This is a genomic window from Streptomyces sp. WZ-12, assembly GCF_028898845.1.
Lineage (GTDB): Bacteria > Actinomycetota > Actinomycetes > Streptomycetales > Streptomycetaceae > Streptomyces.
Map to the genome: position 1 here is coordinate 5,951,101 of NZ_CP118574.1, position 14,526 is coordinate 5,965,626.

Sequence of the window (14,526 nt, forward strand, 5' to 3'; positions counted from 1 at the left end):
GGGGGATCGGCGAGCGGGGCGAGGCGGTGGCGGTGGTGGCGGTGGTGGGTGGGCTTGGGGAGGGAAGCCCTAAGAGCGTCCACACACGGCAGCCGGAGCCCGGCCCCTCCCGCCCCGACTGGCCGTGACCTGGGCGGACTTGGCAGAGGCTTGGCGAAACCTGGAAGATCTTCGGTAGGGGCCCGCACTGTCGGGCACCTGCGTCCCCGGATAACCTCCCAGTCATGTCCCGCCATGTCGCGATCGTCACCGATTCCACGGCCTACCTGCCGCGCGCGGCCGTTGAACGCCACCGCATCACGGCCGTGCCGCTGACCGTCGTCCTGGGGGACCGGGCCCTGGAAGAGGGCACCGAGATCTCCGCGAGATCCGTTGCCCAAGCGCTCCAGAAGCGCCGGCCCGTCACAACCTCCCGGCCGAGCCCCGCCGTATTTGCGGAAACGTATCGCGCCCTCGCCGGGGCCGGAGCGAGCAGCATCGTTTCGCTTCACCTCTCGTCGGAGTTCTCCGGCACGTACGACGCGGCGGTGCTGGCGGCCAAGGACGCCCCGGTCCCGGTACGGGTCGTGGACACCGGGATGGTGGCGATGGCCCTCGGGTTCTGCGCGCTCGCCGCGGCGGAGGCGGTGGACGCCGGTGGGGACGCCGACGACGCGGTGGCCGCCGCCGAGAAACGCGCCTCGGGCACCTCCGCCTACTTCTACGTCGACACCCTCGACTACCTACGGCGCGGCGGTCGGATCGGCGCGGCGCAGGCACTGCTCGGCTCGGCGCTCGCCGTCAAGCCGATCCTTCAACTCGCCGACGGGCGCATCGAACTGCTGGAGAAGGTCCGCACGGCCTCCAAGGCCATCGCGCGCCTGGAGGAGATCGCCGTTGAGGGTGCGGGGGAGGGTCAAGTGGATATCGCGGTCCATCACCTCGCGGCGGCGGAGCGGGCCGATGCGTTGGCGGAACGGCTCCGCGAACGGGTGCCGGGTCTGAACGAGTTGCACGTGAGCGAGGTCGGCGCGGTGATCGGCGCGCATACCGGGCCGGGGCTGCTGGGGGCCGTGGTCTCGCCGAGGTGAGGGTGACGCGCGGGGTGTCGAGGCGTCGGAGCGTGGGAGCGCGGTGGGTGTCGGTTGCGGGGCGACCTGCCTGACGTCGATGTGACGCCACGCCTCACGACGTCGGCAAAACGCCGATGTGATGGTGGTGCGGCCGGTGTTGGTGGTGCGGCGGCTCTTGGCTCGGGGTGCCCGTGTGAGTGATGGAGTTATCCACAACTCCCCATTTATCCACGGTATTTGACGCGGATCGGCGAGATTCGTGCGAAGTGCCTACCGTCGGGTTCATGAACGCATTTCGCACGGCTTCGTTGCCGGATTCCACGTCAGTGTCGGTATCGGTTTCCGCCCCCGAGCCCTTGGCCGGGCCGCGCCTCCCGTCGTCCCTCGGGTCGTCGACCGCCCCCGTGGCGTCCGCGCGGTGGGGCAGAGGGGAGCGGGAGCGAGTTCGGGAGTGGAAACGGGAGCGAATGCGGGCTCGGGCCGCGGTGATCTTCGGCGCCGTCCCTCAAGGCGGTGGAACGGGGGCAGGGAGTGGTGAGGAGGGCGAGAGCGGCAGTGGTCTGAGGAGAACGGGGCACGCGGAGGCGGGTGGGAGAGCTGACGACGGTGCAGGAGTCGTCGCCGGTGTGGGAGCCGGCGCGGGTGTGGGGGCGGATGCCCTTGGTGCGTATGCTCCCGGCGGTGGCTGTGGCCGGTCCGACTCGGGTGCGGAAGGGCCGCATCCGCATCGTGCACCGCCTCCTCGTGAGCACGACCCTCCGGGTGCTCGCAGGGCGGAGCGCTGGTGGCCCGCGGTGCGTGAACGGCTGCCGCTGTGGCTCCAGTTGCGGTGCGGCACGGACCCGAAGGCGCTGGTGGCGCTGGTCCTGGTGCTCTTAGTGGGCGTGGGTTTCGCCGTCCAACACTTTTGGGCGGCGAGTCCGGAGCCGGTGCGGGCGCCGAGTGCCGAGGGGGCGGTTGCGGTGCCAGGAAGAGGCGGTCGCTCGCCGGCTCCTTCGGTGCCGTCGGCACATGCCGAATCCTCCGGTGCGACCACGGGTGCGCCGCCGGGCGGGGCCGGCCGGGTGTTGGTCGTGGACGTCGTGGGGAAGGTACGGCGGCCGGGAATCCAACGGCTGCCGGCGGGCTCGCGGGTGACCGACGCGCTGGAGGCCGCGGGCGGCGTGGTGAACGGGACGGACCTCCGCGGGCTCAACCGGGCGCGGCTGCTGACCGACGGCGAGCAGATCGCGGTTGGGACAGTGGGCGCGGGCGCAGGGGCCGGTGCGCTGGGTGGTGCGGCCGGGAGCGGCGGTTCGGGGAGTTCGGGCAGTGGCGCGTCGGGCCTGGCGAGCGGGCCGGTGAGCCTCAATTCCGCGACGGAACAGCAGCTTGACGCCTTGCCCGGAGTGGGCCCGGTCCTGGCCCGCCGCATCATCGAATTCCGCACCCGGCACGGTGGGTTCACGTCGGTGGACCAGCTCCGTCAGGTGGCCGGCATCGGCGAGCGGCGGCTTGCCGATCTGCGCTCCTTGGTTACGCCATGACGTCGGCAGGGGAGGGCGCCACCTCGCCCCGTAATGCCGTGGCGTCGACGGATGGTGGGCCGGCGAAGGACGCCACGGTGGGCAGCACCACGGCGGAGGGCGCGGCGGATACCGCACGGAACGCGCCCGCTGACCTGCGGCTCGTCGGCCCCGCGGTGGCGGCATGGGCGGCGGCAGCGGTGGCGTTGGGCGCGCCGGGTGGTGCGGTGGCCGTGGGGTGCACGGTGGCCGTGGTGCTCGCGGTGTTCGCGCTCTGGCGGGCCGGGGCGTTGCGGGTGTTGGCGCTCGGCACGTCCGCCCGTTCTCGTGCCGTAGGTGCCGAGGACGAGGGCCGTGGTGGTCCGGCGTCCGGCCGGTTCGCGCGGGGCCGTGGGCCAAGGCGCGGACGCGCCGCGGGGGCGCTCGTGGCGTTGGCGGCGGTGTTGCTGTGCGCCGCGGCGGCGGCCGCGTCCGCGGCGCTGCATGCCGCGGACGTGCGGCGCGGGCCGCTGCCCACCTTGGCGCAGCGGTACGCCCAGCTCACGGTGGAGCTGGAGTTGACCGGAGATCCCCGGTTGACCCGGCCCAAGGTGCGGGGGTCGCAACGGACGCCGCCGGCACTGGTGTTCACCGCTGACGCCGTCCGCACCACGGCCCCGGACGGGACGGTAACCGCCGCCCGCACCCCCGTACTGGCGGTCGTGCAGCAGCACGAAACGAAGGGTGCGAAGGGGGTGAAGAGTGCGGGGAAGGCAGGGGAAGCGGGGGCGGGGCGGAGTGCTGATGGGGGAGGGGGCGGGTTGGCGCCGGAGTGGCGGAGGTTGCTGCCGTCGACTCGGATCCGGGTGACGGCGCGTGCCGCGCCGGCGCTGATGGCGGCGGACCGGACGGCCGCCGTGTTGCGGGTGACCGCCGCCGGGCCTCCGGCCGTGGTGGCGCCGCCGTCCGCCCTCCAACGACTGGCCGGGAAACTGCGCGCCGGGCTGCGCGAGGCGACCGATGGATTGCGCCCGGACGCCCGTGCACTGCTGCCGGGCCTCGTCGTGGGCGACATCTCACGGGTGCCGGCCGATCTCGACGACGCCTTCCGCGCCACCGATCTGACGCATCTGCTCGCCGTCTCCGGCAGCAACCTGACCATCGTGCTCACCGTACTGATCGGCCCACCGCACCTCGCCGGCCAGGCCGAACGGCGGGGGTTGGCACGCCGGTTGAGACTCTCGCTGCGCGGCACCGCGCTGGTCGGCGGCGCCCTCGCGCTCGGTTTCGTCGTGGTGTGCCGCCCGGACCCCAGCGTGCTGCGGGCCGCCGCCTGCGGGCTGATCACCCTGCTCGCCATCGGTACCGGCCGCCGGCGCACGCTGCTTCCCGCGCTCGCCGCCGCCGTCCTGCTCCTGATCCTCTACGACCCGTGGCTGGCCCGGCGTTACGGCTTCCTGCTCTCCGTCCTGGCGACGGGCGCGCTGCTCCTGCTCGCTCCCCGCTGGAGCGCCGCTCTCCAGCGTCGCCGGGTGCCGTCCCGACTCGCCGAGGTGATCGCTGCCGCGGCCGCCGCCCAGGCGGTCTGCGCGCCGGTCATCGTGGTGATCGCGGCGCGGGTGGGACTGGTCGGCGTGCCCTGCAACCTGCTCGCCGAACTGGCCGTGACGCCCGCGACGATCCTGGGATTCGCGGCGCTCGCGGTGGCTCCGGTGGCCCTGCCGGTCGCCAAGTTGCTGGCGTGGTGCGCGGGTTGGCCGGCCGAGTGGATCGCCGGTGTCGCCCGTACGGGGGCGGAGCTGCCGGGCGCGGAGGTCGAGTGGACGGGAGGCTGGTGGGGCGGGCTGACGCTCGCCGTCGTCACCGTGGTGCTGTTGGCGGTCGGCCGGCGGGTGCTGCGCCGCCGCTGGCTGAGTGTGCTGTGCGCGCTGGCCGTGGTCCTGGCGGTGTTCCGCCCCGCGCCGTTGACCCGGGTGCTGACCGGCTGGCCACCGCCGGACTGGCGGGTGGTGGCGTGCAATGTGGGGCAGGGCGACGGGTTGGTGCTGGCAGCCGGCGACGGTACGGCGCTGGTGGTGGACGCCGGGCCCGAGCCCCGTGCCATCGACCGCTGTCTGACCGAGCTGGGCGTGCACCAGATCCCGTTGCTCGTTCTCACGCACTTTCACGCGGACCATGTGGACGGTCTGCCCGGGGTGTTGCGCGGGCGTTCGGTCGGAGCGATCGAGACCACGACGCTCCAAGAGCCCTACAGTCAGGCGAAGTTCGTACGGGCTGTGGCGACCGAGGCCAAGGTACCCGTCATCCGTGCGGCGCCGGGGGAGCGGCGTCATCTCGGGGCGCTTACGTGGGAAGTCCTCTGGCCGACCGCTCCGTCGCTGCCGAAGGCGGGTGCGGGCCAGCCGGGGCCGTCGTTGCCCGATGGTGGCGAGTTCTCCGGGCCCAACGACGCGAGCGTCGCCCTGTTGGTCCGGACGGAGGGACTGACCGTCCTGCTGCTGGGCGATCTCGAACCACCGGCTCAGCAGGCGTTGTTGGCCGCCCACCCGGAGCTGGCCGCCGTCGACGTCCTGAAGGTGGCACACCATGGTTCCGCTTATCAGGACCCCGAGTTGATGCAGCGCCTGATACCGCGTCTGGCGCTCGTCTCCTGCGGCGCCGGAAACCCGTACGGGCATCCCGCACCGCGCACCATCGCGGCGCTGCGGGCCCGGGGCACCCTGGTGCTGCGTACCGACACCGACGGCGCCATCGCGGTCGTCGGCACCTCCGGCAAGCTGTCCGCGGTGGTCGGCGGACGCCGGCCCAGGGGGCGTTCCGGCGGCGGGGGCGGACGCGGGGTCGGGTCCAGGACCGGGACCGGGACCGGATATCGACCTGGATGCCGGTCCAGAAGCCGGTCGAGACGGCGGTCCAGCCGTCGGGGCGGCCGATGGGCACAGCAGAGCCGACCGATGCAGCGAAGACGGCTCATACATACGGAGACGGCCGGTACACCAGCGACGACCAGTGCATCAGCGACGCCCCGTGCACCGGTGACGACCAGCGCATCAGCGACGCCCCGTGCACCGGCGACGCTGCGACGGCCCTTGCGGCAGCGACGACCGATGCACCAGCGACGATGGAGAGACGACACAGGGAGAGGACGCATATCTGATGGACGAGGCCACCGCGGATGCTTACCTCCGGCGGATATCCGCTGACCGGCCGGGCGCACCCGACGACGAGGCGCTGCGTGCGCTGCAACTGCGTCATCTGCGGGCCGTGCCGTTCGAGAACCTCGCCATTCATCTGGGGGAGGAGATCGTGCTCGCGGAGCAGCCGCTGCTGGACAAGATCGTCGAGGCCGGTCGCGGCGGGTTCTGTTACGAGCTCAACGGTGCGTTCGCGGCGCTGCTCCGGGCGTTGGGGTACGAGGTCGAGCTGCTCTCGGCGCGGGTGTTCGGGCCCGAGGGGATCGGGATTCCCTACGACCACCTGGCGCTGCGGGTCCGCACGTCCACCGGGTCCTGGCTCGTGGACGTCGGCTTCGGGCGGCACAGCCACCACCCGCTGCGGCTCGACGGCGATGCGGAGCAGATGGACCCCGGCGGGCGCTTCCGCATAGTGGAGACCGGGGAGGGGGACCTCGACGTCTCCCGGGACGGGGAGCCGCAGTACAGGCTGGAGCAACGCCCGCGCGAGCTCGCGGACTTCGAGGCCGGCTGCTGGTGGCAGCGGACGTCGCCCAGGTCGCATTTCAGGCGGTCACTGGTCTGCTCGCGGCTCACGGAGACGGGCCGGGTGACGCTCTCCGGGCGCACGCTGGTGCTCACCGGCGCCGAGGGCGTCCGCGAGGAGCGCGAGCTGAGTGCGGCGGAGGTCCTGCCGGCCTACCGGACCCATTTCGGCATCGTGTTGGACCGGGAACCGGTCCTCGTCCTGGAGGGGCGCGCGGGGGAGGAGGACGGGCGGGAGGGCTGAACCCCCGCTGGTGCCTTCGGCTCTGATGCCTCGGGGTCTGCTGCCTCCGGTCGCGGCGCCTCTGGCGTTACTCGGCCTCGCGCCAGCCGTCGCACTCCCCGGCGAGGGCGGCCAGGCCGGCCGCGTCGTAGGAGGCGTCGGGGTCCTCGACCACGACCAGCCACTGCGCGTCCTCGGCGTCGTCCTCGCCGGCCAGGGCGTCCCGTACGAGCTGGGGTTCCTCGGTGACGCCGAAGCGTTCCGTCAGGGCCTCGACCAGCTCCTCGGCGGCGTCGCGGTCGGGGAGGACGAGGACGTGGCGTCCGTTGTGGGTGTCGTTCACCGGTCCATTGTCGGTCAGGGGCGAGCGGCGGAGCACCGGGGCGGGCGCCCGGTGCCCGGTGCGGGCGGGGTTGTCAGTGGGGCGTGGGATGCTGGACGCGATGGCCAGGAAGACAGCTAACGACGACCCGCTCGCCCCCGTCACGATCGCGGTGGGCCAGGAGGAGCTGCTGCTCGACCGCGAGGTGCAGCAGGTGGTGGCCGCTGCCCGGGCGGCCGATGCGGACACCGATGTGCGCGACCTCACCCCCGACCAGCTCCAGCCCGGCACCCTCGCCGAGCTGACCAGCCCCTCGCTCTTCGCCGAGCGCAAGGTCGTGGTGGTGCGCGCCTCCCAGGACCTGTCGGCGGACACCGTCAAGGACGTGAAGGCGTACCTCGGCTCGCCCGCCGAGGAGATCACCCTGGTCCTGCTGCACGCCGGAGGCGCCAAGGGCAAGGGGCTGTTGGACGCGGCCCGTAAGGCGGGGGCGCGCGAAGTGGCCTGCCCCAAGATGACCAAGCCCGCGGACCGACTGTCCTTCGTCCGCGGCGAGTTCCGGGCGTCCGGCCGCTCGGCCACGCCGGAAGCCTGCCAGGCACTGGTGGACGCCATCGGCAGCGATCTGCGCGAGCTGGCGTCGGCGTGCGCGCAGTTGGCCGCCGACGTCGAGGGCATGATCGACGACGCCGTGGTCGCCCGCTATTACACCGGCCGCGCGGAAGCGTCCAGCTTCACCGTCGCCGACCGTGCGGTCGAAGGGCGGGCCGCCGAGGCGTTGGAGGCGCTGCGCTGGGCGATCGCGACCGGGGTCGCCCCCGTCATGATCACCAGCGCGTTGGCGCAGGGCGTCCGGTCCATCGGCAAGCTGGCCTCCGCCCCGCGCGGTGCCCGCCCCGGCGACCTCGCCCGCGAACTGGGCATGCCGCCCTGGAAGATCGACCGGGTCCGGCAGCAGATGCGCGGTTGGTCGGCGGACGGCGTGGCGGCGGCGTTGCGCGCGGTGGCCGAGGCCGACGCGGGGGTGAAGGGCGGCGGGGACGACCCCGAATACGCCCTGGAGAAGGCCGTGGTGGCGATCGCACGGGCGGCCCGCTCGCGGCGATAGCGCCAGGGCGGCGGCGAGGCGGCCAGGCGGCGAGCTGATGGCGCGGGCGGTGGCGCGGGCGCCGGTGGCAGTGGCGGTGAGGTGCGCTGGCGCCGCGGAGCCAGCGCCCCACGCGGCAGCCGACCGGTCATACGCCAGCCGACCGGTCATACGCCAGCCGATCGGTCGGTCAGTCGATCGGCGAAGCCCGGCGCCACCGCGGTTCAGCGCGGGGCGCCACCGCGGCGCACCCTCACCCGAGCCCCCCACCCGGCCCATCTCCGCTGCCCCGCACCGCAGTTCGGCGCGGCAGGGGGCGACACCGCAACCCGGTACTCGCCCCGGCACCTCACCCGTCGGCGCCCCTTCTCGGCCACCTCGGCGCTCCGGCCCGGCGGTTCAGCGTTGCAACTGCTGGAGGGTCTCCTTCGCGCTGGTTTCCAGCATCGTGGCGATCTCGGCCGGCGTCGGCGGCTTGGCGCCGCTGCTGCTCGCCGTATAGCTGGACCAGGTCGACTGGTACGTCATCCAGCCGTCGCGGACGGCGAGGATCACGTAGGAGTTGTTGTTGCTGCCGGGGGCGTCGTTGCGGGTGATGAGATACGCCTCGTCGCCGATGCCGGACACGGGCTCGACCTTGTACGCGATCGAGGTCTGCTGCTTCTCGTAGGAGCGGTAGATGTCGGCGAACTCCGGGGCCGGGTCGGCCTTCTTGTGCAGGGTGGCGGAGCTGTAGATCCAGGTCGAGGAGTAGCCGGCGGTGGGGCCGGTGTTGCCCGCGGCGAGGGAGACGTTGCACCACATCGAGTCCATGGAGTTCATCCGGGTCCCGCTGTGCTGCGGGTTCGGCGGGGACGACGGGCTCGGTGCGCCGGGCGTGCCCGAACCCGAGCCGGTGCCGCCGCCGGGGCTCGGCTTCGCCTTGTACCCGGCGCTCTCGAACGGGGTGAGGGAGGTCGCGGCGCACAGGTCGGACCGGTAGGCGTAGCCCTTGAGTTCGGGGTCGGGCTCCGAGGAGAACGCGCCGGTGGCGAACAGCACGGACGCCCCGATCGCGGTGGCGGCCACCGCGCCGCCGACGGCCCACAGCCAGCCGGAGGCGGAGGCAGCGGTGCCCTGACGGCGCGTCTCGATGCCGGGGAGGGCGACGGGGAGGGCACCAGGGGGAACGCCCGGGCCGCCGCCGGGCGGTGCCCCGTAGGCCGCGCCCGGTACACCCGGGGTGCCTGGCGTCGGATAGCCGTAGCCGCCCGGTACTCGGGGCGGCGCGGACGGTGCTCCCGGGGGCGGACCCGGTGGGTTCTGCGGACCTTGGGGGCCCTGCGGGAGCGGGTGGGCGTAGGGGTTCTGCTGGGCGGGCACCGGCGGTTGCGGTGCGGGCGGCGGGCCGTAGGCGGGAGGCTGTGGCACCGGGAAGGGATCGTTCTGGTCCCCCGTGTTGGACATGGCGGCAGCGTAGCGGACAACTCCGGCATCGGATCCGGCCCGTAGCGGCCCGCCCGCTCTACGGCCGGCAGTTCAGCGTCCCGGGGCTCTCCACGCGTCCCCGCACCCTCACGCGCGACGAGCACCCAGCTCCGTAGCGACCAACTCACCAGGCAACGAAAGCCCCACCACCCGCCAGCTCCCCAACCCTTAGCAGAACCCCCGGTCTTCACCGGCAGCCCTCCAGTCCCAACCCCCGCCCGCCCCAACGAAAAACCCCGCCGGGCCAAAAGGCACTGGCGAGGTCTTCCGCTCCACACACCGTGGATCTCCGTGGATCTCCACGGCGGGTGGATCTAGCTGAGAGGTGGCTGCTCTGCGGATTGGATTCCGCGGAGAGCCTGGGCGCCGCACCCGCGTGGCGAACGCAGGCCGCGTGCGGCGCGGTGGTGCACCGGCAGGGAGCGGTGAGAGGGGCCGCTGGATCCCTGAACGGCAGGGTGACCGCGACGGGCGCGGTCGGGTGGAGGTCAGCCCTTGAGGGCGGCGACCTTCTTGGCCAGCGCCGACTTCTTGTTGGCGGCGTTGTTCTTGTGCAGCACACCCTTGCTGACGGCCTTGTCGAGCTTCTGGGCCGCCAGGGCCTGCGCGGCGGTGGCCTTCTCCAGGTCACCGGCCTCGATGGCCTCGCGGGTGCGACGGATCGCGGTCTTCAGCGAGGACTTGACAGCCTTGTTGCGCTGACGAGCCTTCTCGTTGGTCTTGATCCGCTTCATCTGGGACTTGATGTTCGCCACGAAAGAGCCTTTTCAGGTTCGTTGGAGTTTCGAGTTGCGCCTCGCACGAGAGAGGGCACGAAGCGCAGTGGACCAGGCTACCAGCAGGGTTTACGCGCGCCCAAACCGGGCTACGGGCCGGCCCCCGCCCCGCCCGTCCCGGATGCCCGAACCGCCCCACCCCCGGCGCTCATGGGACGATGGGGGAGACCTCACAAGACACGAGTCCCGCCTACCCGCGTTCACTGAATGGACCCTGCGTGCCCGCGACCCCTACGAACGTGCCGGAGCCGAGCCGTACCGACCCGGCGCTCCTCCGTAACTTCTGCATCATCGCGCACATCGACCACGGCAAGTCGACGCTCGCCGACCGGATGCTCCAGCTCACCGGTGTCGTCGACCAGCGGCAGATGCGCGCGCAGTACCTCGACCGCATGGACATCGAGCGCGAGCGCGGCATCACGATCAAGTCCCAGGCGGTTCGGCTGCCCTGGGAGCCCTCCGAGGGCGAAGAGGGAAGTGGCACGACCCACATCCTGAACATGATCGACACCCCGGGCCACGTCGACTTCACCTACGAGGTCTCCCGGTCGCTCGCCGCGTGCGAGGGCTGCATCCTCCTCGTCGACGCCGCCCAGGGCATCGAGGCCCAGACCCTCGCCAACCTCTACCTGGCGATGGAGCACGACCTCACGATCATCCCCGTCCTCAACAAGATCGACCTGCCGGCCGCGCAGCCCGAGAAGTTCGCCGCCGAGCTGGCGAACCTCGTCGGCTGTGAGCCCGAGGACGTGCTGAAGGTCTCCGCCAAGACCGGTGTCGGCGTGCCCGAGCTGCTGGACCGGGTCGTCCGCGAGGTGCCGGCCCCGGTCGGCGTCAAGGACGCCCCCGCCCGCGCGATGATCTTCGACTCGGTCTACGACGCGTACCGCGGCGTCGTGACGTACGTGAAGGTCGTCGACGGCACGCTCAGCAAGCGCGAGCGGATCAAGATGATGTCCACCGGCGCCGCGCACGAGCTGCTGGAGATCGGGACGAACTCGCCGGAGATGAAGTCGGCCGACGGCCTGTCCGTCGGCGAGGTCGGCTATCTGATCACCGGGGTGAAGGACGTCCGGCAGTCCAAGGTCGGCGACACGATCACCCAGCTCACCAAGGGCGCCAAGGAGCCGCTGGGCGGCTACAAGGACCCCAAGCCGATGGTGTTCTCCGGGCTGTACCCGCTCGACGGCTCGGACTACCCCGAGCTGCGCGACGCCCTGGACAAGCTCCAGCTCAACGACGCCGCGCTGGTCTACGAGCCGGAGACGTCGGCGGCCCTGGGCTTCGGTTTCCGCGTCGGCTTCCTGGGCCTGCTGCACCTGGAGGTCATCCGGGAGCGCCTGGAGCGGGAGTTCGGGCTCGACCTGATCGCCACCGCGCCCAACGTGATCTACCGGGTGCAGATGGAGGACGGGGCGGAGCACACCGTCACCAACCCCAGCGAGTTCCCGGTCGGCAAGATCGACACGGTGCACGAGCCGGTGGTCCGGGCCACGATCCTGGCGCCCAGCGAGTTCATCGGCGCGATCATGGAGCTGTGCCAGAACCGCCGCGGCGCGCTGCTGGGCATGGACTACCTCTCCGAGGACCGGGTCGAGATCCGCTACACCCTGCCGCTCGCCGAGGTCGTCTTCGACTTCTTCGACCAGCTCAAGTCCAAGACCCGCGGCTACGCCTCGCTGGACTACGAGCCCACCGGCGAGCAGACCGCCGACCTGGTCAAGGTCGACATCCTGCTGCACGGCGACAAGGTCGACGCGTTCTCCGCGATCACGCACAAGGACAAGGCGTACGCGTACGGCGTGCGGCTGGTGGCCAAGCTGCGCGAGCTGATCCCGCGGCAGAGCTTCGAGGTGCCGATCCAGGCCGCCATCGGCAGCCGGGTCATCGCCCGTGAGACGGTCCGCGCCATCCGCAAGGACGTCCTCGCCAAGTGCTACGGCGGTGACATCTCCCGTAAGCGGAAGCTGCTGGAGAAGCAGAAGGAAGGCAAGAAGCGGATGAAGATGGTCGGCAGCGTGGAGGTCCCGCAGGAGGCCTTCATCGCGGTGCTGTCCTCGGACTCCGACGGCGACGCGAAGAAGAAGTAGCGGAGCAGGAGGAAGAAGAAGTAGCAAGAAGCGGGGCGTAGTTGGGCGGAGTGGACGCTGCGCCCGCTCGCGGGGCGTCGGTTCCTTGACGGGGGCCGGCGCCCCGTTGTCGTTCCGGGTCAGCCCGCCTGTCAAGCGCGTGTCATGTGCACCTTTCCCGCGGGTCACATCGTGAACCAGTCGGGTGCAGCCCCTTACACGGCGGCGTCACGCGCTCTACTCTGATCACTGCTCAAAGGTTACTCGCGAGTCACCAGCAACGAAGCGGGCCCCGGAGGACGCCGTGACCGACACTCACACGCTGATCGACAACCGGCCGCCTTCGGTGGCGACCCTCTTCCTGGAGCGGGTCGCGGCCACCCCGGATACCGAGGCCTACCGCTACCCCGTCCCGCCGGCCTCGGGCACCGGCCCGGACGACTGGAAGACGCTGACCTGGGGCCAGGCCGCCGAGCGGGTCCTCGCCACGAGCGCCGGGCTGATCTCGCTCGGCGTCCGCCCCGAGGAGCGCGTGGCACTGGCCGCCAACACCCGCGTCGAATGGATCCTCGCCGACCTCGGCGTGCTCTGCTCCGGCGCCGCCACCACCACCGTCTACCCCTCCACCAAAGCCGACGAGACCGCCTTCATCCTGGCCGACTCCGGCAGCCGGGTGCTGATCGCGGAGAACGCCGCACAGCTCGCCAAGGCCCGCGAGAAACGCGCCGAACTCCCCGAGCTGGCCCACGTCGTGGTCATCGACGAGACCGACGCCCGGCCCGCCGACGACGACCCCGAGGGGTGGGTGCTCTCCCTCGCCGAACTGGAGAAGCGCGGCACCGCCTATCTGGAGCAGCACCCGGAGTGCGTCAAGGAACGCGTCGCCGCGCTCCGCGCCGACCAACTGGCCACCCTGATCTACACCTCCGGCACCACCGGCCGCCCCAAGGGCGTCCGGCTGGCGCACGACTGCTGGGCGTACATGGCCCGCGCCATCCAGGCGACCGGGATGGTCACCGCGGACGACGAGCAGTACCTCTGGCTGCCGCTGGCGCACGTCTTCGGGAAGGTGCTGACCGCCGGGCAGATCTCCGTCGGCCACGTGATCGCGGTGGACGGCCGGGTCGACAAGATCATCGAGAACCTGCCGGTGGTCCGGCCCACCTACATGGCCGCCGTCCCGCGGATCTTCGAGAAGGTCTACAACGGCGTCGCGGCCAGGGCCCGGGAGGGCGGCGCCGCCAAGTACAAGATCTTCCAGTGGGCGGCCGGGGTGGCCCGGGAGTACGCCAAGACCTCTCAGGAGAACTTCCGGCACACCGGCAACGCCTCGGTGCCGTTCGCGCTCGCCGCCAAGCACAAGGTCGCCGACGCCCTCGTCTACGCCAAGCTGCGCGAGGCGTTCGGCGGCCGGCTGCGCGCCGCGATCTCCGGCTCCGCCGCCCTCGCCCCGGACATCGGCTACTTCTTCGCCGGCGCCGGCATCCACATCCTTGAGGGCTACGGCCTGACGGAGTCCAGCGCCGCCAGCTTCGTCAACCCCGGCGAGGCGTACCGCACCGGCACCGTCGGCAAGCCGCTGCCCGGCACCGAGGTGCGGATCGCCGAGGACGGCGAGATCCTGCTGCGCGGCCCCGGCATCATGCAGGGCTACCACGGCCTGGCCGACAGGACCGCCGAAGTGCTGGAGGAGGACGGCTGGTTCCACACCGGCGACATCGGCGAGCTGTCCGCCGACGGCTACCTGCGGATCACCGACCGCAAGAAGGACCTCATCAAGACCTCCGGCGGCAAGTACATCGCCCCCGCCGAGGTGGAGGGCCAGTTCAAGGCCGTCTGCCCGTTCGTCTCCAACGTGGTGGTGCACGGCGCCAACCGGAACTTCTGCACCGCCCTGATCGCCCTGGACGAGCCGACCATCCTCACCTGGGCCAAGGAGCGCGGCCTGGGCGGCAAGAGCTACGCCGAGGTCGTCGCCACCGACCAGGTCCGCGCGCTGATCGACGGCTACGTGGAGCGCGTCAACGAGGGGCTCCAGAGGTGGCAGCAGATCCGCAAGTTCCGGCTGCTGCCGCGCGATCTGGACATCGAGCACGGGGAGATCACCCCCAGCCTCAAGATCAAACGACCGGTCGTGGAGCGGGCGTTCAAGGACCTGCTCGACGAGATGTACGCCGGCGCGCGGGAGGCGTAGCCGGGAGGGCGCGGTGCGGGCGCACGCCCCGGCGGGCCCGCGCCGCCCCGCACCGCACCCCGTCCGCCGTCGCCCCCAGGGAGGTCCGGGGCCACCGATCACGTCATGCGTCAGCCGCGTCACCACCTCTGAC

The 14,526-nt window shown here is 71.9% G+C and carries 10 protein-coding genes; 7 read left to right on the forward strand and 3 right to left on the reverse strand.

All coding sequences use genetic code 11. The annotated features are described in order from the left end of the window. Positions 1-224: 224 nt before the first annotated feature. The 4 genes from PV796_RS25690 to PV796_RS25705 all read left to right on the forward strand — a co-directional run bounded on the left by PV796_RS25690 (position 225) and on the right by PV796_RS25705 (position 6,499). On the forward strand, positions 225-1,070 hold the full coding sequence (locus PV796_RS25690; RefSeq protein WP_274915746.1) for a DegV family protein: 846 nt from the start codon (positions 225-227) through the stop codon (positions 1,068-1,070). Between the two features lie 449 nt (positions 1,071-1,519). Continuing rightward, complete coding sequence (locus PV796_RS25695) at positions 1,520-2,578, forward strand: ComEA family DNA-binding protein (protein ID WP_274915747.1); 1,059 nt, start codon at positions 1,520-1,522, stop codon at positions 2,576-2,578. Beyond that, positions 2,575-5,739 carry a ComEC/Rec2 family competence protein gene (locus tag PV796_RS25700; protein ID WP_274915748.1) on the forward strand — a complete coding sequence of 1,055 codons (3,165 nt, stop codon included), beginning with the start codon at positions 2,575-2,577 and terminating at the stop codon, positions 5,737-5,739. The genes PV796_RS25695 and PV796_RS25700 overlap by 4 nt, the downstream gene beginning before the upstream one ends. Then, positions 5,693-6,499: an arylamine N-acetyltransferase family protein gene (locus PV796_RS25705; RefSeq protein WP_274915749.1), complete on the forward strand. Its 807-nt coding sequence runs from the start codon at positions 5,693-5,695 to the stop codon at positions 6,497-6,499. The genes PV796_RS25700 and PV796_RS25705 overlap by 47 nt, the downstream gene beginning before the upstream one ends. Positions 6,500-6,566: 67 nt before the next feature. Here PV796_RS25705 and PV796_RS25710 read toward each other — a convergent pair whose 3' ends face one another. Next, complete coding sequence (locus PV796_RS25710; RefSeq protein WP_274915750.1) at positions 6,567-6,821, reverse strand: hypothetical protein; 255 nt, start codon at positions 6,819-6,821, stop codon at positions 6,567-6,569. Positions 6,822-6,921: 100 nt separating this feature from the next. Between PV796_RS25710 and holA the strand changes: the two genes are divergently transcribed. Then, the gene (holA, locus tag PV796_RS25715; RefSeq protein WP_274915751.1) at positions 6,922-7,908 is read left to right on the forward strand and encodes a DNA polymerase III subunit delta; all 987 of its coding nucleotides are present in this window, start codon (positions 6,922-6,924) and stop codon (positions 7,906-7,908) included. Between the two features lie 378 nt (positions 7,909-8,286). Here holA and PV796_RS25720 read toward each other — a convergent pair whose 3' ends face one another. Next, complete coding sequence (locus PV796_RS25720; protein ID WP_274915752.1) at positions 8,287-9,333, reverse strand: hypothetical protein; 1,047 nt, start codon at positions 9,331-9,333, stop codon at positions 8,287-8,289. A 509-nt stretch (positions 9,334-9,842) separates the two neighbouring features. Beyond that, the gene (gene rpsT / locus PV796_RS25725) at positions 9,843-10,109 is read right to left on the reverse strand and encodes a 30S ribosomal protein S20 (protein WP_274915753.1); all 267 of its coding nucleotides are present in this window, start codon (positions 10,107-10,109) and stop codon (positions 9,843-9,845) included. 239 nt (positions 10,110-10,348) lie between these two features. Between rpsT and lepA the strand changes: the two genes are divergently transcribed. Beyond that, a complete protein-coding gene (gene lepA / locus PV796_RS25730; protein WP_274915754.1) occupies positions 10,349-12,220 on the forward strand; it encodes a translation elongation factor 4 in 1,872 nt (623 codons plus the stop codon). A gap of 283 nt (positions 12,221-12,503) precedes the next feature. Continuing rightward, positions 12,504-14,393, forward strand: a complete 1,890-nt coding sequence (locus PV796_RS25735) for an AMP-dependent synthetase/ligase (protein WP_274915755.1) — start codon at positions 12,504-12,506, stop codon at positions 14,391-14,393. The last annotated feature ends 133 nt before the right edge of the window (positions 14,394-14,526 follow it).